20 protein-coding genes and 1 pseudogene are annotated in these 20,802 nt (G+C 76.3%); 16 read left to right on the top strand and 5 right to left on the bottom strand.

Annotation, left to right across the window (positions count from 1 at the left end; all coding sequences use genetic code 11):
- The first annotated feature begins 11 nt into the window (after positions 1-11).
- Positions 12-3,368, top strand: a complete 3,357-nt coding sequence (locus DQ238_RS08525; RefSeq protein WP_147263034.1) for a chemotaxis protein CheB — start codon at positions 12-14, stop codon at positions 3,366-3,368.
- Between the two features lie 109 nt (positions 3,369-3,477).
- On the top strand, positions 3,478-4,650 hold the full coding sequence (locus DQ238_RS08520; RefSeq protein ID WP_113780862.1) for an NAD(P)-binding domain-containing protein: 1,173 nt from the start codon (positions 3,478-3,480) through the stop codon (positions 4,648-4,650).
- A gap of 42 nt (positions 4,651-4,692) precedes the next feature.
- Here the strand turns inward: DQ238_RS08520 and DQ238_RS23120 are convergent, their stop codons facing one another.
- The gene (locus tag DQ238_RS23120; RefSeq protein ID WP_233495822.1) at positions 4,693-4,899 is read right to left on the bottom strand and encodes an EAL domain-containing protein; all 207 of its coding nucleotides are present in this window, start codon (positions 4,897-4,899) and stop codon (positions 4,693-4,695) included.
- A gap of 1 nt (position 4,900) precedes the next feature.
- Between DQ238_RS23120 and DQ238_RS08515 the strand changes: the two genes are divergently transcribed.
- The 11 genes from DQ238_RS08515 to DQ238_RS08465 all read left to right on the top strand — a co-directional run bounded on the left by DQ238_RS08515 (position 4,901) and on the right by DQ238_RS08465 (position 15,633).
- Positions 4,901-5,926, top strand: coding sequence for an MFS transporter (locus DQ238_RS08515; protein ID WP_199506221.1), 1,026 nt, complete (start codon positions 4,901-4,903; stop codon positions 5,924-5,926).
- Complete coding sequence (locus DQ238_RS08510; protein WP_113780860.1) at positions 5,904-6,557, top strand: TetR family transcriptional regulator; 654 nt, start codon at positions 5,904-5,906, stop codon at positions 6,555-6,557. The genes DQ238_RS08515 and DQ238_RS08510 overlap by 23 nt, the downstream gene beginning before the upstream one ends.
- Positions 6,558-6,771: 214 nt before the next feature.
- The gene (locus DQ238_RS22735; protein WP_158550737.1) at positions 6,772-7,611 is read left to right on the top strand and encodes a nucleotidyltransferase domain-containing protein; all 840 of its coding nucleotides are present in this window, start codon (positions 6,772-6,774) and stop codon (positions 7,609-7,611) included.
- A 105-nt stretch (positions 7,612-7,716) separates the two neighbouring features.
- The gene (locus tag DQ238_RS24210) at positions 7,717-8,004 is read left to right on the top strand and encodes an aldo/keto reductase (RefSeq protein ID WP_305037559.1); all 288 of its coding nucleotides are present in this window, start codon (positions 7,717-7,719) and stop codon (positions 8,002-8,004) included.
- 159 nt (positions 8,005-8,163) lie between these two features.
- Positions 8,164-8,499 carry a hypothetical protein gene (locus DQ238_RS08495; protein WP_147263033.1) on the top strand — a complete coding sequence of 112 codons (336 nt, stop codon included), beginning with the start codon at positions 8,164-8,166 and terminating at the stop codon, positions 8,497-8,499.
- Between the two features lie 133 nt (positions 8,500-8,632).
- Positions 8,633-9,529 carry a xanthine dehydrogenase family protein subunit M gene (locus tag DQ238_RS08490; RefSeq protein WP_113780857.1) on the top strand — a complete coding sequence of 299 codons (897 nt, stop codon included), beginning with the start codon at positions 8,633-8,635 and terminating at the stop codon, positions 9,527-9,529.
- A 3-nt stretch (positions 9,530-9,532) separates the two neighbouring features.
- On the top strand, positions 9,533-10,030 hold the full coding sequence (locus DQ238_RS08485) for a (2Fe-2S)-binding protein (RefSeq protein WP_113780856.1): 498 nt from the start codon (positions 9,533-9,535) through the stop codon (positions 10,028-10,030).
- Positions 10,027-12,441, top strand: a complete 2,415-nt coding sequence (locus DQ238_RS08480; protein WP_113780855.1) for an aerobic carbon-monoxide dehydrogenase large subunit — start codon at positions 10,027-10,029, stop codon at positions 12,439-12,441. The genes DQ238_RS08485 and DQ238_RS08480 overlap by 4 nt, the downstream gene beginning before the upstream one ends.
- Before the next feature lie 139 nt (positions 12,442-12,580).
- Positions 12,581-13,468: an XdhC family protein gene (locus tag DQ238_RS08475; RefSeq protein ID WP_113780854.1), complete on the top strand. Its 888-nt coding sequence runs from the start codon at positions 12,581-12,583 to the stop codon at positions 13,466-13,468.
- Positions 13,452-14,447, top strand: coding sequence for a MoxR family ATPase (locus tag DQ238_RS08470; protein WP_113780853.1), 996 nt, complete (start codon positions 13,452-13,454; stop codon positions 14,445-14,447). Before DQ238_RS08475 ends, DQ238_RS08470 begins: the two co-directional genes overlap by 17 nt.
- Positions 14,448-14,454: 7 nt before the next feature.
- On the top strand, positions 14,455-15,633 hold the full coding sequence (locus DQ238_RS08465) for a VWA domain-containing protein (RefSeq protein ID WP_199506208.1): 1,179 nt from the start codon (positions 14,455-14,457) through the stop codon (positions 15,631-15,633).
- 90 nt (positions 15,634-15,723) lie between these two features.
- On the opposite strand, the gene DQ238_RS08460 is transcribed toward DQ238_RS08465, so the two are convergent.
- Complete coding sequence (locus tag DQ238_RS08460; RefSeq protein ID WP_113780851.1) at positions 15,724-16,239, bottom strand: DinB family protein; 516 nt, start codon at positions 16,237-16,239, stop codon at positions 15,724-15,726.
- 90 nt (positions 16,240-16,329) lie between these two features.
- On the opposite strand from DQ238_RS08460, the gene DQ238_RS08455 reads away from it, so the two are divergent.
- The 3 genes and pseudogenes from DQ238_RS08455 to DQ238_RS08445 all read left to right on the top strand — a co-directional run bounded on the left by DQ238_RS08455 (position 16,330) and on the right by DQ238_RS08445 (position 18,420).
- Positions 16,330-17,301 (top strand): YafY family protein, encoded by a 972-nt coding sequence (locus tag DQ238_RS08455; RefSeq protein ID WP_113780850.1) that lies wholly within the window; start codon positions 16,330-16,332, stop codon positions 17,299-17,301.
- 40 nt (positions 17,302-17,341) lie between these two features.
- A complete protein-coding gene (locus DQ238_RS08450; protein ID WP_113780849.1) occupies positions 17,342-17,521 on the top strand; it encodes a hypothetical protein in 180 nt (59 codons plus the stop codon).
- Between the two features lie 87 nt (positions 17,522-17,608).
- A pseudogene (locus DQ238_RS08445) lies at positions 17,609-18,420 on the top strand (SDR family oxidoreductase).
- A gap of 78 nt (positions 18,421-18,498) precedes the next feature.
- Here the strand turns inward: DQ238_RS08445 and DQ238_RS08440 are convergent.
- From DQ238_RS08440 to DQ238_RS08430, 3 genes are all read right to left on the bottom strand, one after another.
- Entirely contained in the window at positions 18,499-19,428 is a 930-nt protein-coding gene (locus DQ238_RS08440) for a diguanylate cyclase (protein ID WP_147263032.1), read from the bottom strand.
- 129 nt (positions 19,429-19,557) lie between these two features.
- Positions 19,558-19,956 (bottom strand): VOC family protein, encoded by a 399-nt coding sequence (locus tag DQ238_RS08435; protein ID WP_113780847.1) that lies wholly within the window; start codon positions 19,954-19,956, stop codon positions 19,558-19,560.
- Positions 19,953-20,780, bottom strand: coding sequence for a helix-turn-helix domain-containing protein (locus DQ238_RS08430; RefSeq protein WP_113780846.1), 828 nt, complete (start codon positions 20,778-20,780; stop codon positions 19,953-19,955). The genes DQ238_RS08435 and DQ238_RS08430 overlap by 4 nt, the downstream gene beginning before the upstream one ends.
- Between the last annotated feature and the right edge of the window lie 22 nt (positions 20,781-20,802).

Genomic DNA, 20,802 nt, shown 5'->3' with positions numbered 1-20,802 from the left:
GAGGAGCTGACGTGGTGGACGAGCCGTCGCACCCGGCGGAGGACGCCGCACCGTTCGCCGTCGTCGCGATCGTGACCTCCGCCGGGGGGCTGGACGCGGTCACCCGGGTCCTGCGGGAGCTGCCGGCCGACCTCCCCGTGCCGGTCGTGCTCGCCCAGCACCTCAGCGGCCAGGGCAGCCACCTGGTGGAGATCCTGCAGCGCCGCATCCCGCTGGAGGTGGCCTGGGCCGACGAGGGCGGCCAGCTGCGTCCGGGGCTGGTGACGGTGGCCCGGCCGCGCACGCTCCTGGAGGTGCTCCCCGACGGCTCGTGCAGCGCGCAGCCGCTGCACAGCGTGGTCGCCGACCGGCCGCTCGACCGCCTGCTCGCCTCGGTCGCCGACTCCTTCGGCGACGCGGTGCTGGCCGTGGTGCTGACCGGGATGGGGAACGACGGGGCCGCCGGCGCGCGGGCGGTGCACGCCGCCGGGGGCACCGTGCTCGTGCAGGACGAGGAGACCTCCGAGCACCCGTCGATGCCGCGGGCGGTGGCCACGGCCGGAGCGGCCGACCGGGTGCTCGCGGTGCACGTCCTCGGTCGCGCCGTCGTGGACCTGGTGGCCGGCCGCGGCCTGCCGCCGTCGAGCGCCGACGTCGCCGCCGTCCGCTCGCTGTTCGCCGGCCCCGCCGAGGTGGCGCGGCTGGCGCGGGAGCGGGACTGGTCGACGACGGAGCTGGGTCCGGTCGGCGGGTGGTCGGCGGCGCTGCGCACGACCGTCCGCCTGGTGCTCGAGGCGCCGCTGGCGATGTGCCTGCTGTGGGGACCGCGGCACATCCAGCTCTACAACGACGGCTACCGCGACCTCATGGGGGTCAAGCACCCCGCCGGGCTGGGCCAGGCCAACCGGGACTGCTGGCCCGAGGTGTGGCACCTCAACGAGGGGATCTACGCCCAGGTCCTCGCCGGATCCCCCGTGCAGGTGCGGGAGGCGCTCTACCCGATCACCCGCTCCGGAGTGCTGGAGAACGCCTGGTTCGACCTGTTCTTCACCCCGATCCGGGACGAGGCCGGCGCGGTCGGCGGCATCCTGGCCACCGTCGTCGAGCGGACCACGCAGGTCCTGGCCGACCGGCGGCTGCGCACCCTGCACGAGCTCGGGAGCCGGACGGCCGGCACCACGACCTGGCGGACCGCGCTCGAGAGCGCCCTGGCCGCGATCGCGGTCGACGGCGAGGACGTCCTGTTCGCCGTGGGCTACCGGATCGACGGCGTGGGCAGCGTGGCCCTCCTGGTCGACGCCGTCGGGGTCGAGGCCGGGGGACCCATGGCCCCGTCCCGGGTCGAGCTGGACACCGGCGACCCCGGCTGGCCGCTGGCCCGGGCCGCCCGGCTCGGGGAGCCGCTGCTGGTCGAGGACGTCGCCGCCCGCTTCGGGGGCCCCGCCGGGCCGGACGGGCTGGTCCCCGAGGCGGCGCTGCTCGTCCCGCTGCGGGAGCCGGGGGCCGACTCCCCGAACGGCCTGCTCGTGCTCGGGGTCCACCCGCGGCTGCCGCTGGACGCCGCCTACCGCGAGTTCCTCTGGCTGGCCGGTCGCGAGGTCGCCGCCCGGGTGGTCGAGGCGCGCGGCCGGGAGCGCGAGCGCGAGCGGCTGGCGCGGCTGGCCGAGCTCGACCGCGCCAAGACCGAGTTCTTCTCCAACGTCTCCCACGAGTTCCGCACCCCGCTGACGCTGATGCTCGGCCCGCTCGAGGCCCTGCACGAGCGCCGGGCCGACCTGCCCGAGGAGCTGCGCGCCGACGTGGAGCTGGCCGGGCGCAACGCCCGCCGGCTGCTGCGGATGGTCGGCAGCCTGCTCGACTTCTCCCGTGCCGAGGCCGGCCGGCTGCGCCCGGCGTTCGCGCCGACGGACCTGTCCCGGCTGACCGCCGACGTCGCCGGGCTGTTCCGCAGCGCGGCCGAGCGGGCCGGGATCGAGCTGCGGGTGGACGCCCCGCGGCTGCCGCAACCGGTGTGGGTCGACCCGCAGATGTGGGAGAAGGTGCTGTCCAACCTGCTGGCCAACGCGCTGAAGTTCACCTTCGAGGGGGTCGTCGAGGTCTCGGTGCGGCCGCTGCCCAAGCACGTCGAGGTGCAGGTGCGCGACACCGGGGTGGGCATCCCCGCCGACGACCTGCCGCACCTGTTCCAGCGCTTCCACCGCGTGCGCGGGACGCGGGCGCGCACGCACGAGGGCGCCGGGATCGGCCTGGCGTTGGTCGACGAGCTGGTGCGGCGTCACCACGGCCGGGTCCGGGTGCGCAGCGAGGTCGGCGTCGGCACCACCTTCACGGTGTGGCTGCCGCTGGGGCGGCGGCCCGCCGCCGACCACCCGGGGGAGCCGGTCTCCGTCGCGCGGTCCGACGTCGCCGCCGCGCTGGCCGAGGAGGTCGAGCGCTGGGTCACCGCGGCCCCGGTCGGGGAGGAGGCGGTCCTCGCCGAGCCCGCCGACGACCCGGGGGCGCAGCCGGACGGGATCGTGCGCCGGGCGCTCGGTGCGCGCGTGCTGGTCGTCGACGACAACGCCGACGCGCGGGACTACCTGCGCCGGCTGCTCGAACCCCACTGGCGGGTCGCCACGGCTCGGGACGGCGTCGAGGCGCTGGAGGCGGCCCGCGCGCTGCGGCCCGACCTCGTGCTCGCCGACGTGGTGATGCCCCGGCTCGACGGCTCCGGGCTGCTGCGCGCGCTGCGCGGGGACGACGGGCCGGCCGACGTCCCGGTGGTCCTGGTCACCGCCCGGGCGGGAGAGGAGTCCGCGGTCGAGGGGTTGCTCGCCGGTGCCGACGACTACATCGTCAAGCCCTTCTCGCCCCGCGAGCTGCTGGCCCGCATCGGCGCCCAGCTCGAGCTGGCCCGGCTGCGCCGACGCAGCGCGGGCCGCTGGCGGGCGCTGGTCGACGCCAGTTTCGACGTCGTCTACCGGATGAACGCCGACTGGACGGAGATGCATGCCCTCGACGGCCGTGGCTTCATCGCCGACACCGACCGGCCCACCGCCTCCTGGCTCGACCAGTACATCCACCCCGACGACCAGCCGCTGGTCACCCGGGCGATCGAGGAGGCGGTGCGGACCGGGAACGTCTTCGAGCTCGAGCACCGCGTCCGCCGTCCGGACGGATCGCTGGGCTGGGTGCTCTCGCGCGCGGTCCCGCTGCTCGACGAACACGGCCGCGTCGAGGAGTGGGTGGGCGCGGCCAGCGACGTCACCGCCCGCCGGCAGGCCGAGGAGGCGCGGCGCGCAGGGCAGGAGGGGCTGCGGTCGCTGCCCGGGGACGCGCGGGCGGCCGGGGAGACCCGCACCGACGGCTGCCAGGACGCCACCCGCTCGTCCTGGCGCGTCCTGCCCTGACCGGGGCTCCGGTAGCCGGAGCGCCTGCGGCGTCGGCCCTGATGCGCCCGGCACCTCCATCGGAGCACCATTCCCCTCGCGGGCTGCTGTGCCCACGAGGGGAGCGACCATGCCGGACCTGTCACTCGTCGTCATCGGCGCCGGCCCCTACGGGCTGGCCGTCGCCGCGCACGCCCGGCACACCGGGATCGAGACCCTGGTGCTCGGCGAACCGATGTCCTTCTGGCGCCGACACATGCCGCGGGGCATGCTGCTGCGCTCCGGGGTCGACTGGCACCTCGACGCCGCCGAGGTACACACCATGGAGCGCTACCTGGCCGAGCGCGGCATCCGGCCGGCCGACGTCCACCCGATCCCGGTCGAGCTCTTCGTCGACTACGCCACCTGGTTCCAGGACGTGGAGGGCATCCAGGTCCGCCCCGAGCTGGTCACCGCCGTGCGGCCCCGCCCGGACGGGGTCGAGGTCGAGCTCGGCGACGCGGGCAGCCTCTCGGCGCGCTCCGTGGTCGCCGCTCCCGGCATCAGCTCCTTCGCCGCGGCGCCCTGGCACCTCGTCGCCGGGCTGTCGGCCGACCGGTACGCCCACACCTGCTTCCTCACCGAGTTCGACCGCACCCGCGACGCCCGGACGCTGATCGTCGGTGGGCGGCAGAGCGCCTACGAGTGGGCCGCGCTGCTCGCCGACCAGGGGGTCGAGGCCGTGCACGTCGTCCACCGCCACGACACCCCCGCGTTCACGCCTTCCGACTGGTCCTTCGTGGACGCCCTGATCGAGCGCACCGAGTCGGTCCCCGGCTGGTACCGCTCCCTGCCCGACGACGAGCGCGCGGCCGTCGACCGCCGCTTCTGGGCCGAGGGCCGGCTCAAGCTCGAGCCGTGGCTGCCCCCGCGGCTGCCCGAGAGCGTCGTGCACCGCCACCCGCGGACCGAGGTCGTCCGGTGCGTGGAGCTGCCCTCGGGGGAGATCCGCGCCGAGCTGTCCACCGGCGAGACGCTCGTCGTCGACCACGTCGTCCTGGCCACCGGCTACCGGGCCGACGTCACCGCCGTGCCCTACCTCGCCGACGTGCCGGGGCTGGCGACCGCGAACGGGTTCCCCGTGCTCGACGAGCACATGCAGACCAGCGTCCCGGGTCTGTTCGTCACCGGGTTCGCGGCGACCCACGACTTCGGTCCCTTCTTCGGCTTCGTGCGCGGCTGCACCGCGGCCGCGCGGCTGATCGTCCCCGCCGTCGCCGCTCGCACGGCGACGGCGCCCACCGCCGATGCCGTGCGGGGCTGACCGCGCTCAGGAACCCCGACGCGGCCGCCGTCGCAGAACCGCTCAACGAGCGGTGGCCGGCACCGACCCCGCCAGCAGGTCCTCGTGCAGTGCGGCCAGCGGGGCGGGCCGGCCGAACAGGAAGCCCTGGGCGGAGCGGCAGCCCAGGTCGTGCAGGACCTCCGCGTGCGCCGGGCGCTCGACGCCCTCGGCGACGACGTGCGGCTGGCTGCTGGACCACTTCTGGTGGGGTTCGGTCTTCCTGCTCAACGTGCCGGTGGCGCTCGTGGCCCTGGCCGCGGTGGCCGCGCTCCTGCCCGAGTCGCGCAGCGCGCGACCCGGCCGCGTCGACCCGCTCGGGATCCTGTCCTCCAGCGCCGGCCTGACCGCCCTGGTCTCCGGCCTCATCCGGGCCGGTGACCGCGGCTGGGACGACGCCGCGGCCCTGGCGCTGCTCGCCGGAGGGGTGCTCGGCCTGGGCGCCGTCGTCCTCCGCGAGCGGCGCACCGACGCACCGCTGGTGGACCCCTCGCTGTTCCGGTCCCGCGCCTTCACCGGCGGCACCGCGGTCGCCGCGGTCGTCACCGCAGCGCTGGCCGGCGTGCTCTTCGCCGTGCCGCAGTACCTGCAGGGGGTACTCGACGCTGACGCCCTGGGCACCGGGCTGCGGTTGCTGCCGCTCATCGGTGGACTCCTCGTGGGCGCGCAGGGCAGCGATCGGCTGGCCCGGCGCGGCTCCGTGCGGGTGCGCGTGACGGCCGGCTGCCTGGTGCTGGCCGCGGGCCTGGCCGCAGCCGCGACCACCGGCGCCGACAGCGGGTACGGGTTCGCCGCCTGCTGGCTGGCCCTCACCGGGATCGGGCTCGGCGCCTCGCTCCCGGCGGCGATGGACGCCGCCATCGGGGTGCTGTCCGACGAGGGCAGCGGCGTGGGCTCGGCCGTCGTCCAGGCCCTGCGCCAGGTCGGGGCGGCGCTGGGCGTCGCCGTCCTCGGCAGCCTGCTGGCGTCCCTGTACCGGACCGGCGTGGACACCGACGCCCTCCCGCCGGCGGCTGCGGAGCAGGCGCGGGCCGGCCTTCCCGGCGGCGCGGCCGTCGCCCGGGAGCTCGGCGCACCCGCGCTCCTGCAGTCGGCCCGTGACGCCTTCGTGCACGGGATGGACGTCGCCTTCTGGGTGGCGGCCGGTGCCGCGGCGGCCTGCGCGCTGCTGGCCGCGGCCCTCCTGCCCCGGCCGGGGGACGGTGCCGCCGAGGAGCGCGCGGCAGAATCCCCGCATGACGTCCCCGCGACCCGTTGACCAGCGCCCCCGCGGGCCGGTGCCCGGCACCGGCCTGCGGGAGCGCAAGAAGGCGCGGACCCGGGCCGCGATCCAGGAGCAGGCGCTGCGGCTGTTCGTCGAGCAGGGGTACGCGGCCACCACGGTCGAGCAGATCGCCGCGGCCGCCGAGGTCTCGCCCAGCACCTTCTTCCGGTACTTCGGGACGAAGGAGGACGTCGTCACCCACGACGCCCTCGACCCCGCCTTCCTCGCCGCCGTCCGGGCCCAGCCCCCCGAGCTCCCCTTCATCCCGGCGATGCGGGCCGCGGTCCGCGACGTGGTCGAGCGGTTGACCGACGAGGACCTGGCCCGCGAGTTCGAGCGGCAGCGGCTGTTCCAGACCGTCCCCGAGCTGGCGGCGCGGCTGGTGACCGAGCTCGCGCGCAGCCTCGACGTGCTCGCCGAGGTCATCGCCGAACGCGCGGGACGGCAGCCCGACGATCCCGCCGTCCGGGTCATGGCGGGCGCGCTGGTCGGTGTGGTGCTCGCCGTCCTCCCCGTCGGCAGCGCCACCGCCACCACGGCCGACGACGGGCCCGCCGGACAGGCCTCGGTGTTCCACCGGTTCGACGAGGCCCTCGGCCACCTGGAGGCCGGTCTGCGGTTCTGATCGCCGGCCCCGCGCCCGCCCCGGGCGTCGGCCGGCCAGAACAGGCCCCGAGCACCGGTCACCCTCGGCGGAGACCACCGCGCGCCGGCCGTCGCCCCGCGGGAGGGAGGACGACCACCGGCGTGCGGTGGTCGCCGTCCGCGTCGGCGGGACCTCGCTGGTGACGGCCGGTCCCGTGCTGGGCCGAGCCGCGCTCGTCCGCCATCGTGGTGCCGTGGCCGACCTCGACCTGCGGGAGGAGCGCCGGACCGAGATCGTCGACGCCCTCCGCGCGGCGCTCGCCGGGACGGCGCCCTCGGCCCGCGTCGCCCTACGGGGGTCCCTCGCCGGCGGGACCGCCGACGCGTTCAGCGACATCGACCTCCGCGTGGACGTCGCCGGCGCCGATCGCGACACCTGCCTGCAGATGCTGCCAGCGGCCCTGGGATCGGTCCGGCCGGTGCGACTGCTGCGGCTCGACCCGGAGACTGCCGCCGCCCCCGACCGCCGGCTGGTCTACGCACTCCTCCGCGGACTGCCGGTGTTCTGGCGGGTGGACCTGGAGGTCGTCGCGCACCCGCCGCTGCCTCCGCCCGGACCGGTCCCGGCCGGACCCGCGTGGTCGTGGCCGGCCAGTGCGCTGATGAACGCCGTCGCCGCCGTCCGCGCCGCGGCGCGCGGGGACGAGGCCGCCGCCGCCGCGCTGCTGGCCCGCGGGGCCGACCGGGTCACCGCCCGGCTGCCCGACCGTCCGCTGCCTGCGCGGATCGTCGCCCTGGCCGCGTCCTGCGCGGTCCGCGACCCCGCCCTGGCCGACCTCGCCGCGGAGACGGCCGCCGTGACCGCCGTCCTCGGCGCACCGGCGCGGCCGTGGTCAGAGCCGGTTCCTCTGCTTCCCCCAGCCGAACGCCGCGGTGAGCAGGAAGAACAGCCCGCCGACGACGGCCAGCCAGAACAGGCCCTTGACGACGGCGCCGATGACGGTGATCGCCAACCAGATGACCAGCAGCAGGCCGAGGAAGCGGAGCACGGTCATCCTCCCGGAGGACGTGGGCACTGTCGCCTGCGAGCGTAGGCCCGTGGGCGGCCGGCACCAGGGTCCCCGGCCCCGACCTCGCCGGACGGCGGGGAGCCGGACGCGGCGGTCGCTGGTCGGATCGCAGGCATGTTGGATCGGGGCATGCTGGATCAGGGCAGGGCCCACCGTGCGTCCGACACCCGCTACGACTCCATGACCTACCGGCGCACCGGGCGCAGCGGGCTGGACCTGCCCGCGATCAGCCTCGGCCTGGGGCACAACTTCGGCGACGACGTCCCGTTCGAGCGGCAGCGCGCCGTCCTGCGCCGCGCCTTCGACCTGGGGATCACCCACTTCGACCTGGCCAACAACTACGGATTTTCCGTAGTGGTCAAGTTGAGCCGGCGGAGGTGCAGGTCAAGCCGGGTCTACGGACTTCACCGACGATGAGCTCGCCGCGATCGACGAGCACGCCGTGGACGCCGGCATCGACCTGTGGGAGGCGCCGCGGACCGGGGCCTGAGCGCGGCGGCTGACCGGGCCCTTGCCGGGCGCGCGGCCGGGGTCGAGACTGCCCGCACCGTGCCCGACGACGACGTGGAGGCCGCCGTGAGCTCGTCCGAGGAACCCGCCACCGAGGACACCTCGCCCGACGCCTCCCGCAGCGGCGCCGACGTCGCCGAGGCCGTCCGGGTCGCCGAGCAGGGCAGCTCGGTCCAGCAGGTGCACGACCGGCCGGGGGAGACCAGGACGCGCGAGGCGCCGGTCGAGCAGACCGCCGGTGACCCGGACATGACCGAGGGTCGGGTCGTCCGCGGGGAGGGGACGCCGAGCGGGGACGCCGGGACCGGACCGGCCGCCCCGGAGGGGGTCTCGGGTGGCCGGCAGTCGGTGCAGGGCGCCCGGACGCCGGACCGGACCGCCGCCGCACCGTCCGAGGGCTGACCCGCCTCCGGCACCCCCCGCCGCGCCGACCGGGTCCGGGTCCCGCTCGGGGCGCTGTTGACAACCGCGTGGTGCAGGTCACAAGCTCCTGCGCCATCGGGGTCCCGCGGCGACCCCGCGGGAAGGAGTCCCCGTGCAGGTGCCGGCCCCGTTCGACTACGTGCGCGCCACGAGCGTGGCCGACGCCCTGCAGCTGCTCGACCGGCACGGGCCCGAGGCGCGGGTCGTCGCCGGCGGGCACAGCCTGCTGCCGATGATGAAGCTGCGGCTGGCCCGCCCCGAGTGGCTGGTCGACATCAACGACCTCGCCGAGCTGCGCTCCATCACGCGGGACGGGGACCGGCTGCGGGTCGGGGCGCTCACCCGGCACGCCGAGCTGCTGGCCTCGGAGCTGGTCGGGGAGCTGTTCCCGATCGTGCACGACGCCGAGCGGGTCATCGCCGACCCCGTCGTCCGCAACCGGGGCACCATCGGCGGGTCGCTCGGCCAGGCCGATCCGGCCGAGGACCTCACCACCGTCTGCGACGTGCTGCGCGCCCAGGTGGTCATCGCCGGCCGCGACGGCGAGCGGGTCATCGGCATCGAGGAGCTGCACCGCGGCCCCTACGAGACCGCCTGCGAGCAGACCGAGCTGATCACCGAGCTGCGCCTGCCGATCCGGCCGCGGTCGGGCAGCGCCTACGAGAAGGTCGAGCGCCGGGTCGGCGACTGGGCGGTGGCCGCCGCGGGGGCCCAGGTCGTGCTGGGCGAGGACGGCACGATCGCCGACGCCAGCATCGGGCTGACCGCCCTCGGGCTCGAGGGCTGCGCGGTCGAGGCCGGCGCGGCGCTGCTCGGCGTCCACCCGAGCGAGGAGGCGTTCGCCGAGGCCGGCCGGCTCGCCGCGGCGGCCAGCTCGCCGGTCGAGGACCAGCGCGGCCCGGTCGACTACAAGCGCCACCTCGCCGACGAGCTCACCCGCCGGGTGCTGCGCTCGGCCGCCGGCCGCGCCGGGGCCGACGTGCTCGCCACCGCCGTCTCAGGAGGCTGAACCGTGCAGGTCACGATGACCGTCAACGGCACCGAGGTGACCCGCGACGTCGAGCCGCGGCTGCTGCTCGTGCACTTCCTGCGCGAGACGCTCGGGCTGACCGGCACCCACTGGGGCTGCGACACCAGCAACTGCGGCACCTGCGTCGTGCTCGTCGACGGCCAGCCGGTCAAGTCGTGCACCACCCTGGCCGTGATGACCGACGGGCACGAGGTGCGCACCGTCGAGGGGCTGGCCGACGGCGCCACGCTCGACCCGGTGCAGCAGGGCTTCATGGCCGAGCACGGCCTGCAGTGCGGGTTCTGCACGCCCGGGATGCTGCTGACCGCCCGCGCCCTGCTCGACCGCGACCCCGACCCCGACGAGGCCACCATCCGCGAGGCGATCTCCGGGCAGATCTGCCGGTGCACCGGGTACGCCACGATCGTCCGCTCCGTCCGCTGGGCGGCCGAGCACCCCGTCGGGGCGCCCGAGCAGCCCGCCGAGGAGGTGCCGGCATGACCACCGTGCAGGAGCGCTCCGCGCTGCCCCAGGAGCGCGAGCCCAACCCTGCGCTCACCGCGCCCGACCGGCCGATCGGCTTCGGCCGGGTGCAGCGCAAGGAGGACCCGCGCTTCGTCCGCGGCCGGGGCCGCTACCTCGACGACATCGTGCTGCCGGGCATGCTGCACGGCGCCGTCCTGCGCTCGCCGCTGGCCCACGCCCGGCTCGTCTCGATCGACACCACCGAGGCGGCGGCCCACCCCGGGGTGCACGCGGTGATCACCGGTGCGGACCTGGAGCGGCTGAACCTGGCCTGGGCGCCGACGCTGTCCAACGACGTCCAGGCCGTGCTGGCCACCGACAAGGTGCGCTTCCAGGGCCAGGAGGTGGCCTTCGTCGTCGCCGAGGACCGCTACACCGCCCGCGACGCGCTCGAGCTCATCGACGTCGAGTACGAGGAGCTGCCGCCGGTCGTCGACGTCCGCAGGGCGCTGGACCCCGGCGCGCCGGTCATCCGCGACGACCTGGAGGGCCGTACCGACAACCACGTCTTCGACTGGGAGGCCGGCGACGCGGCCGAGACCGACGCGGTCTTCGCCTCCGCCGACGTCGTCGTCAGCCAGGAGATGGTCTACCCGCGGGTGCACCCGGCGCCGATGGAGACCTGCGGCGCGATCGCCGACTACGACGCCGTCGACGGCCGGCTCACCCTGTACGAGACGACGCAGGCGCCGCACGCCCACCGCACCCTGTTCGCGATGGTCGCCGGCATCCCCGAGCACAAGATCCGGGTGGTCTCCCCCGACATCGGCGGCGGGTTCGGCAACAAGGTCGGCATCTACCCCGGCTATGTCTGCGCCGTGGTCGGCTCGATCGTGACCGGGCGGCCGGTGAAGTGGGTGGAGGACCGGTCGGAGAACCTCATGTCGACCGCGTTCGCCCGCGACTACGTCATGCGCGGGGAGATCGCGGCCACCCGGGAGGGGAGGATCCTCGCCGTCCGCACGACGGTGCTGGCCGACCACGGCGCGTTCAACGCCACCACCCAGCCGACCAAGTACCCGGCCGGGTTCTTCTCCATCTTCACCGGCAGCTACGACCTGCAGGCCGCGCACTGCTCGGTCACCGGCGTCTACACCAACAAGGCGCCCGGCGGGGTGTCCTACGCCTGCTCGTTCCGGGTCACCGAGGCGGTGTACCTGGTGGAGCGGATGGTCGACCTGCTGGCCGACGAGCTCGACGTCGACCCGGTCGAGCTGCGGCTGGCCAACTTCATCCGCCCCGAGCAGTTCCCCTACCGCAACAAGACCGGCTGGGAGTACGACTCCGGCGACTACGAGCCGGCGCTGCGCATGGCGATGGAGCTGGTCGACTACGCGGGGATGCGCCGGGAGCAGGCGGAGAAGCGGGCCTGCGGCGAGCTCATGGGCATCGGCGTCTCCTTCTTCACCGAGACCGTGGGCGCCGGCCCGCGCAAGCACATGGACATCGTCGGGCTCGGCATGGCCGACGGCGCCGAGGTGCGGGTGCACCCCACCGGCAAGGCCGTCGTCCGGCTCTCGGTGCAGACCCAGGGCCAGGGCCACGAGACCACCTTCGCCCAGATCCTCGCCGAGGAGCTGGGCATCCCGCCGGAGGACGTCGACGTGGTGCACGGCGACACCGACCAGACGCCGTTCGGCCTGGGCACCTACGGCAGCCGCTCCACCCCGGTCAGCGGTGGCGCGGTGGCGCTGGCCGCCCGCAAGGTGAAGGACAAGGCCCGCGCCATCGCCGCGGCGGTGCTGGAGACCCGCCCGGAGGACCTGGAGTGGGAGAAGGGCCGCTGGCACGTCGCCGGCGACCCGTCGATCGGCAAGACGATGACCGAGATCGCGCTCGCCGCGCACGGCACCGTCGAGCTGCCCGAGGGCATCGACGGCAACCTCGACGCCGAGGTCACCTACGACCCGCCCAACCTGACCTTCCCGTTCGGGGCCTACATCTGCGTCGTCGACGTCGACCGCGGCACCGGGAAGGTGCACGTGCGGCGGTTCGTCGCCGTCGACGACTGCGGCACCCGGATCAACCCGATGATCGTCGAGGGGCAGATCCACGGCGGACTGGCCGACGGCGTGGGCATGGCGCTGATGGAGTTCATCGGCTTCGACGAGCAGGGCAACTGCCTGGGCGGGTCGTTCATGGACTACCTCATCCCCACCGCGATGGAGGTGCCGGACTGGCAGACCGGCTACACGGTGACGCCGTCCCCGCACCACCCGATCGGGGCCAAGGGCATCGGGGAGTCCGCGACCGTCGGGTCCCCGCCGGCGGTGGTCAACGCCGTCGTCGACGCGCTCGCGCCGTTCGGCATCCGGCACGTGGACATGCCCTGCACGCCCGCACGGGTGTGGGAGGCGGTGCAGGGCCGCCCCACCCCGCCGATCTGAAGAAGGACCTTCTCGCCCCCCACGCCTCGCGGGCTCGGCGCGGGCCCCTGCGAGAAGGCCGTTCCAGCCGGTCACCGCGCCTGCGGCGGGCCCCTGCAGCGGGGCCGAACCCACGAATCCAGCCCGCGAGGGGGAGCGCATGTCGGTCGCCGACACGGCCGCCGAGCTGGTGCGCAGCCGGGTCCCGTTCGTGCAGGCCACCGTCGTGCGGGCGCAGCGGCCGGCCAGCGCGCACGCCGGGGACACTGCGCTCGTCCGGGCCGACGGCGCCGTCGACGGGTTCGTCGGGGGCGCCTGCGCCGAGGCGTCGGTGCGCGAGTACGGGCTGATGGCGCTGGCGACGGGCGAGCCGCTGCTGCTGCGGATCGTGTCCGGCGCCGGGGCGGGCGCCGCGGAGGAGGGCGCGGTCACGGTGGCCAACCCGTGCCTGTCCGGCGGCTCGGTGGAGGTCTTCCTCGAGCCGCGGGTGCCGGCTCCGCGCGCGCTCGTGGTCGGCGACAGCCCGGTCGCCGAGGCGCTGGTGGCGCTCGGCGGGCCGCTCGGGTTCGCCGTCGAGCCGGCGTCCGGGGAGGACGCCGCACCCGCGGCCGACGACGCGGCGCTCGTGGTCGCGTCGCACGGGCGGGGCGAGGAGCCGGCGCTGACCGCGGCGCTGCGGCTCGGCGTCCCCTACGTGGGGCTGGTCGCGAGCCGGATTCGCGGCGCGGCCGTGCTGGCTTCCCTCGACGTGACCGACGAGCAGCGGTCGCGGGTGCGCAGCCCGGCCGGGCTGGACATCGGCGCCCGGACGGCGGGGGAGATCGCCCTGTCGGTCTGGGCCCAGGTGGTCGCCGAGCGGCGCAGCGCCGGACGCCGGGTGCCGCCGACCGGACCGGCGCGGGTGGTCGACCCGGTGTGCGGGATGCGCGTCGCCGCCGTCGACGCCAACCCGCACGTGACGGTCGACGGCGTCCCCACCTGGTTCTGCTGCGACGGCTGCCGCACCGCCTTCCTCGCCGACCCCGTCCGGTATGCCCCCGCTCCCTGACGCCGACCCGAGCGGCCTTTGTGGCCACTTCGGCCCCCCGGCGGGCGGACGAAGTGGCCACAAAGGCCGCTCGGCCGCCCGGGCCGGGGCGGAGGAGGAGGTCCGCGACCGGGTTCCGGACGTCGCGACGCTGGCCGCGGCCCTCGACGGCGTCGACTACCTCGCCGACCCCGGGCTGACCACGGCGCTGTTCCTCGCCGTCCGCCTGCCCCAGCCGCTGCTGCTGGAGGGCGAGCCGGGGGTCGGCAAGACCGAGGCGGCCAAGGCGCTGGCCCGGGTGCTGGACACCCCGCTGTACCGGCTGCAGTGCTTCGAGGGGATCGACGCCGCCGAGGCGCTCTACGAGTGGAACCACCCGCGGCAGCTGCTGGGCATCCGGCTGGCCGAGGCGTCGGGGCAGCCGCTGGGCGCCGACGACCTGTTCGGTCCGGACTACCTGCTGCGGCGGCCGCTGCTGCAGGCGATCGAGCACCCCGGGCCGCGGCCGGCGGTGCTGCTGCTCGACGAGATCGACCGGGCCGACGCCGAGTTCGAGGCGTTCACCTTCGAGGTGCTGGCCGAGGCGGCGGTGACCGTGCCGGAGCTGGGCACGGTGCGGGCCACCCACCCGCCGGTCGTCGTCCTCACCTCCAACCGCACCCGCGACCTGCACGACGCGCTCACCCGCCGCTGCCTCTACCACTGGATCGACCACCCGCCGCCGGAGCGGGTCGCCGAGATCGTGCGCCGCCGGGTGCCCGGCAGCAGCGAGCCGCTGGCTCTGGACGCCGCCGGCGCGGTGAGCCGGTTGCGCGGCCTCGACCTGGTCAAGCCGCCGGGCATCGCCGAGGTCATCGACTGGGTGGCCGCCCTCGACGTGCTGGGCGTGACCCGGCTGGAACCCGCGGCGGTCGAGGCCACCTGGGGCTCGGTGCTCAAGAACCGCGACGACCAGGAGCTGGCCCGCAGCCGGGGTGCGACCTGGCTGGCCGGTGCCTGAGCCGGCGGTGGCACCCGGCCCGCTCGCGGTCGGGCTGACCACCGCGCTGCACCGGGCCGGGCTGCCGACCACCCCGGACCGGGCCGCCGGGCTGGCGCGGGCCCTGCAGCTCGTGCCGCCGGTCGACCGCGCCACCCTCTACTGGACCTGCCGGGTCGCCCTGGTCACCGACCGCGCCCAGCTGCCGGTGTTCGACGCGGTGTTCTCCGCCGTCTTCGACGCCGCCCTCGACGGCCGCCTCGACCCTGCCGACAGCCGCGGCGACCCGACCGCGCCCCCGCCGGTCGGCGCCGAGCCGCGGATGCGCCCGGCCCCGCCCGACTCCCGCCCGCCCGCGGACGCGCCGGCGCCGACGGGGCGGGGAGTGTCGCCCCCGGGGCCGGGGGACGGCGAGGACGGCGAGCGGGACGTCGTCCTGGCCGCGGCCTCGCCCGAGGAGCGGCTGCGGCACACCTCCTTCGCCGACCTCACCCCGGACGAGCTGACCCGGGTGCGGGAGCTGGTCGGCCGGCTGGTGCTCGGCACGCCGCAGCGGCGCAGCCGGCGCACCCGGCCGACCCGGCGGCGCGCCGACCGGCTGGACCTGCGGCGCACGGTGCGGGCCGCCCAGCGCGCCGGCGGGGACCCGGTGCGGCTGGTGCACGCCGCCCGGCGGGCGCAGCCGCGGCGGCTGGTGCTGCTGTGCGACGTCTCCGGCTCGATGCAGCCCTACACCCGCGTCTACCTGGCGCTGCTGCAGGGGGCGGTGGCCGGGGCCCGGGCCGAGGCGTTCGTGTTCTCCACCCGGCTGACCCGGCTCACCCGGCACCTGGCCGCCCGCGACCCCGACCGGGCGCTGGCCCGGGCCGGCGCCACCGACTCGGCCTGGGCCGGCGGCACCCGGCTGGCCGCGGGGATCGGCGGGTTCGTCACCGCGCACGGCCGCCGGGGGCTGGCCCGCGGCGCGGTCGTGGTCGTGCTGTCCGACGGGTGGGCCACCGACGACCCCGAGGACGTCGCCGAGGCGATGCGGCGGCTGCGCCGGCTGGCCCACCGCATCGTCTGGGTCAACCCGCGCCGGGCCGCGCCCGGCTACGCCCCGCTGGTCGGCGGGATGGCCGCGGCGCTGCCGCTGTGCGACGCGTTCGTCAGCGGCCACAGCCTGGCCGCGCTGGAGCAGGTGGTGGCCGCCGTCCGCGAGGGGTGAGCCCGTCTTCCGCGGGCATGGGAAGCGATCCCTGCATCAGGGGCCGCGAAACAGAGGGATCGCTTCCCATGCCTCGGGCCGAGGAGGCGCTCAGCCCATCGTCTTCTGGCCGTCCAGCGACTCCCGCAGGACGTCGGCGTGCCCGGCGTGCTGGGCGGTCTCGGCGATGATGTGCAGGAAGGTCCGGCGGGCCGACCAGCGGGCGCCGGGCTCGAACCAGGGCGCCTCGGGCAGCGGGTGGTCGGCGTCCAGGTCGGGCAGGGTCGCGACCAGCTCGTCGGTGTGCCGGGCGACCTCCTCGTAGCGGGCGAGCACGTCGGCGAGGGTCTCGCCGGGCTCCAGCCGCCACTCGCGGGCCCACGCCTCGGGGGTCCAACCAGCGCTCATCGCCTCGGGTCCGCCCTCGATGAAGCGGGTCCAGGTCGCCTCGGTGGAGGCGACGTGCTTGATGACGCCGGCCAGGGTGAGCTCGCTGACCGTCGTCCGCCGGGTGGCCTGCTCGTCGGTCAGGCCGCGCACGGTGAACCGCAGGAACTCCCGGTGCCGGTCGAGGGTCTCGACGAGGTCGGCGCGCTCGCGGGACAGCGTGGTGGTCGGCGTGGTCATGGCATCCGCCTCTCCTGGGGGGACCGATACCGACCACGCTAGGGACCACAGGTGTCAGATCTTGACCGCAATGGGAGGACGATCGGGGACGTGACCGATCCCGGTGCGCGCACCCTGCGGCTGCTCTCCCTGCTGCAGCAACGCCGGTACTGGGCCGGCGCCGACCTCGCCGACCGCCTCGGCGTCTCCGTGCGCACCCTGCGCCGCGACGTCGAGCGGCTGCGCGAGCTCGGCTACCCGGTGCAGGCCCAGCGCGGCGTCGACGGCGGCTACCAGCTCGCCCCGGGGGCGGCGCTGCCGCCGCTGGTGCTCGACGACGAGGAGGCGGTCGCGCTCGCCGTCGGCCTGCAGGCGGCGGCGCAGAGCGCGATCGCCGGGACGGCGGAGTCGTCGGTGCGGGCGTTGGCCAAGGTCGTGCAGGTCATGCCGCCCCGGCTGCGCCGCCGGGTGGAGGCGCTGCGGGCGGCGACCGAGCCGGCGCCCTGGAGCGGGGCGCGGGACGTCGTCGACCCGTCGGCGCTGACCGTCGCCGCGCAGGCCTGTCGCGACGCCGAGCGGCTGGCCTTCGGCTACACCGCGGCCGACGGGACGGCGACCGAACGGGAGGTCGACCCCCACCGGCTCGTGGCCCTGGGACGGCGCTGGTACCTCGTCGCCTACGACCTCGCCCGGGGGGACTGGCGCAGCTTCCGGCTCGACCGGCTCACCCGGCCCCGGCCCACCGGCGCCCGCTTCGCGCCCCGGCGGCTGCCCGCGGAGGACGCCGTCGCCTTCGTCCGGGCCGGCATCGGGGCGTCCTCGGCGCAGGTGGCGGTGGAGGTGCTGGTCGACGCGCCGGCCGCCCGGGTGCGGGAGCGCATCGGCCGGTGGGCGCAGGTCGAGGAGGACGGACCGGACCGCAGCCGGGTGCGCATGGAGACCGACTCGCTGGACTGGCCGGCGTTCGCGCTGGGGGTGCTCGGTGCGGAGGTCACCGTGGTATCCCCGCCGGAGCTGCTGGACCTGCTGCACGAGTGGGGACGTCGGTTCGGCCGGGCCGCAACCGTCGTACCCCCGGCCTAGCGTGCGGAGCACAGAGACCCCGCCCCCCGGGGAGGCCGACATGACCCGCACCGTCACCCGCATCGAGACCCTCGACCTCGAGATCGCGGTCGCCTACATCGCCCTCGGTGTCGCGCGCAGCGCCGAGACCCGCTGCCCGTCCGCGGAGAACACGCGACGGGTGGCCGAGGCCGAGGCGGACGTCGACGCCCTCCTCGACCAGCGCCTCGACGCCGCCTGAAACCCGTCGCGCGGCCCCTCTGCAGGGTCCCACCGCGAGCCTGCGAGCGGTGGGGCGCGGAGGGGTCCTTCATCTAGCGTCGCCGGCATGACCGACAGCGCACCTGCACCCCGCGTCGCCATCGTCACCGGCTCCGAGTCCGGCATCGGCAGGGCGACCGCCGTGGCCCTCGCCGAGGCCGGCTGCGACCTCGGGATCACCTGGTATCGCGAGCAGGCGGACGCCGAGGCGACCGCGGAGCAGGTTCGGGCGCTGGGCCGCCGCGCGGAGGTCCGGCACGTCGACCTCACCCGGCTGCCCGGCGCGGCCGACGTCGTCGACGAGCTGGCCGGGCCCTCGGCGGCGTCGACGTCCTGGTCAACGACGCCGGCACCGGCCACTCGACCCCGCTGCTCGACCTGGAGTTCGAGACCTGGCGGGAGGTGCTGGCCACCGACCTCGACGGCGCCTTCCTCTGCCTGCAGCGCGCCGCCCGCCGGATGGTGGCCGCCGGCCGAGGCGGGCGGATCGTCAACATCACCAGCGTGCACGAGCACCAGCCGCGGGTCGGCGCCGCGGCCTACTGCGCGGCCAAGGGCGGGCTCGGCCTGCTCACCCGGGTGGCCGCGATCGAGCTGGCCGAGCACGGCATCACGGTCAACGCCGTCGCGCCGGGGGAGATCGCCACCCCGATGACCGGCCAGGAGGACGAGGACCCGACCGCCCCCGGTCACGAGCGCCCCGGGGTGCCGCTGCGCCGCCCCGGCGACGCCCGCGAGGTCGCCGCCGTCGTCGCCTTCCTCGCCTCCTCGGCCGCCGGGTACGTCACCGGCGCCTCGTGGCCCGTGGACGGCGGGATGCTGCAGATGGGCCCGATGGCCGGTTCGCACCTGACCTCCGACGACTGGCGACGCGGCTGACGACCCGCTGGACGGGGCGCCGCGACGTCGGGTGAGCGGACGAGCTCCGGAGACCGGCTCGCACGGGGACTACTCCGGTCAGCCGCCGCGCTTGTGCCGGTAGAGCTCGGCGTCGGCGCGGCCCAGGAGGTCGGAGAGCGTCTCCCCGGGTCGGGCGGTCGCCGTACCGGCCGACCAGGCCGCCGGGTGGCTGGTCCGCAGCCGCGCCAGCAGCTCCTCGGCCCGCGCGGCGTCGGTGCCCGGCAGGCAGAGCACGAACTCGTCCCCGCCGTAGCGGCCGAGCAGGTCGGCCAGGCGCAGCCGGGCGCTCCACCGGGTCGCCAGCGCCCGCAGCAGGGCGTCGCCGGCGCCGTGCCCCTGTTCGTCGTTGATCCGCTTGAAGTCGTCGAGATCGAGCAGCGCCACGGTGAGCGGCTCGCCGGTGCGCTGGGCGTGCGCCAGGTTCCGGGCCGACTCGGCCTCCCAGGCCCGCCGGTTGGCCAGCCCGGTGAGCGGGTCGGTGCCGGCCGCCCGGCGCAGTTCGCCGGAGACCCGCGCCTGCACCTCGGTGAGCACCGCGACGGTCACCACCGTCGCCACCCAGACGGCCACGAACCCCGACGGCCGTGCGGCCACGGCACCGGCCGTGGTGACGGCGAGCAGGAACGCCACGTGCGCGCGGGCGGCGCCGCGGGAGAGGACGTGGGCGGCGAAGGTGCCGAGCGCCACCATGGCCGGGCCGAGACCGACGATCGTGACCGCGGTGGCCGAGCGCCAGGCCAGCAGACCGAGGAGCAGCGACAGGACGGCGACGGCTGCGTGCACCGTCCGGCCGCCGAGCCGGCTGCGGCGCAGCCACAGGGCCGCGGCCGCGGCGGCGGCGAGCCCGGTGAGCGCCCAGAGGAGCGGGACGGCGGTGCGCTGGGACGTCGGCTGCAGCGCAACGACGGCACACAGCACCGCGCTCAGCGCCCAGAGCAGCGACAGCACCGCCGTACCACCGGGCCGGTGCAGGGGGTCCCCGTTCATCCCGGCCAGGATCGATGCGGGGCCGGACGCGGTGCAGCGCTGTGTGACGGTCGCCGCCCCATCGGGTGAGGCGGCGACCGCCTGTCCGGGTGACCGAGGGTGCCGTTCGGTCACCCGGCGGTGGAGCGGTCAGGCGCCGCGGTAGGTGCCGAGCGTCCAGAGGTTGCCGTCGCCGTCGCGGACGCCGAACTGGTGCGACCCGTAGTCGGTGTCGTGCAGCTCCTCGAGGACCTCCACCTCGGCTCTGCCGCGGACGCGCGCCCAGACGGCGTCGACGGTGGCGGCGTCGGCGGCGACCACGTAGACCCCCTGCGGGCCGAGCGCGCCCCAGTCGCCGGGCTTACCGCGGGTGCCGAACATGACGCCGCCGCCGTCGGGCCAGCGCGCCTCGGCGTGCACGACGGTGCCGTCCTCGGCCCGGTGGCAGGCGGTGACGACGAAGCCGAGACCGCCGGTGAGGAAGTCGATGCCGGCGTCGACGTCGACGAAGCCGACGCTGGGCCAGACGGTGGGTTCTGGTGTGGTCATGCCGGAGAGGGTGCCGGGTCGAAGACCTCGTCGTCTTGGACGAACGGGAGCTCCTCGCGCAGCCACGTCCCGACGCTGCAGCCGGCCAGCGCCCGCCACTCCCGGGCCAGGTGCGGCTGGTCGGCGTAGCCGCAGCGCGCGGCGACGTCGGCCAGCGGCGGGCGCAGCGGATCCTGCAGGAGACGGCGCGCGGCCTCGAACCGCGCGATCCGCGCCGCCTGGGTGGGGGTGAGCCCGGTCGCCAGGCGGAACTGGGCGGCGAGGTGCCGGCGGCTCCACCCGACGTGCGCGGCCAGCTCGCCCGTCCGCCGCCGGCCGTCGCTGGTGAGCACCATCCGCCACGCCTCCCGCACCTCCGGCCGCACCGCGGGCGTCGTCCCGGACAGCCGGTCGAGCAGGGCGGCGTCGAGGCGGGCGAAGCGCTGCGCCCAGCTGGTCGCCGTCGCCAGGTCGTCCACCAGCCGGTCCGCAGTGCGGCCGAGGACGGCGGCCAGGTCGACGGCGCGCCCGCCGAGCTCGGCGGCGGGCACCCCGAGCAGGGCGGCGGCGGCCGAGGGCGTGAGCCCGTACTGCACGCCGTCCTGCGCCCGGGTGGCGTCGATCAGGGCCGGCCGGGTGTGCAGGCCCCCGACGACGGCGTGCGCCGCGACGTCGGCCCCGAGGCCGGAGACGCGCAGCGGCGCGGCCAGCTCGACGACCAGGGTCAGGTGCCGCGAGGGCAGGCCCCGGTGGACGCCGAACGGGTTGGCCGGCGCCCGGTAGCCGTGCGCCTCGGCGACGAACGGCCGCAGCGGGGCCGGCACGCGGTGTCGCAGGTGCAGCACCGGTCCTCCTCTCTCACCCGGG

Source organism: Geodermatophilus sp. TF02-6, from assembly GCF_003319115.1.
GTDB lineage: Bacteria > Actinomycetota > Actinomycetes > Mycobacteriales > Geodermatophilaceae > Geodermatophilus.
The sequence above is the reverse complement of the archived record's forward strand: the minus strand, read 5'-3'. Positions and strand labels throughout refer to the sequence as shown.

Coding starts and splice junctions, on each gene's coding strand:
- DQ238_RS08450 (WP_113780849.1), top strand. CDS start 17,342: ATGACCCGCACCGTCACCCGCATCGAGACCCTCGACCTCGAGATCGCG.
- DQ238_RS24210 (WP_305037559.1), top strand. CDS start 7,717: ATGCTGGATCAGGGCAGGGCCCACCGTGCGTCCGACACCCGCTACGAC.
- DQ238_RS08480 (WP_113780855.1), top strand. CDS start 10,027: ATGACCACCGTGCAGGAGCGCTCCGCGCTGCCCCAGGAGCGCGAGCCC.
- DQ238_RS08510 (WP_113780860.1), top strand. CDS start 5,904: ATGACGTCCCCGCGACCCGTTGACCAGCGCCCCCGCGGGCCGGTGCCC.
- DQ238_RS08470 (WP_113780853.1), top strand. CDS start 13,452: ATGCCCCCGCTCCCTGACGCCGACCCGAGCGGCCTTTGTGGCCACTTC.
- DQ238_RS08440 (WP_147263032.1), bottom strand. CDS start 19,428: ATGAACGGGGACCCCCTGCACCGGCCCGGTGGTACGGCGGTGCTGTCG.
- DQ238_RS08460 (WP_113780851.1), bottom strand. CDS start 16,239: ATGACCACGCCGACCACCACGCTGTCCCGCGAGCGCGCCGACCTCGTC.
- DQ238_RS08435 (WP_113780847.1), bottom strand. CDS start 19,956: ATGACCACACCAGAACCCACCGTCTGGCCCAGCGTCGGCTTCGTCGAC.
- DQ238_RS08475 (WP_113780854.1), top strand. CDS start 12,581: ATGTCGGTCGCCGACACGGCCGCCGAGCTGGTGCGCAGCCGGGTCCCG.
- DQ238_RS08520 (WP_113780862.1), top strand. CDS start 3,478: ATGCCGGACCTGTCACTCGTCGTCATCGGCGCCGGCCCCTACGGGCTG.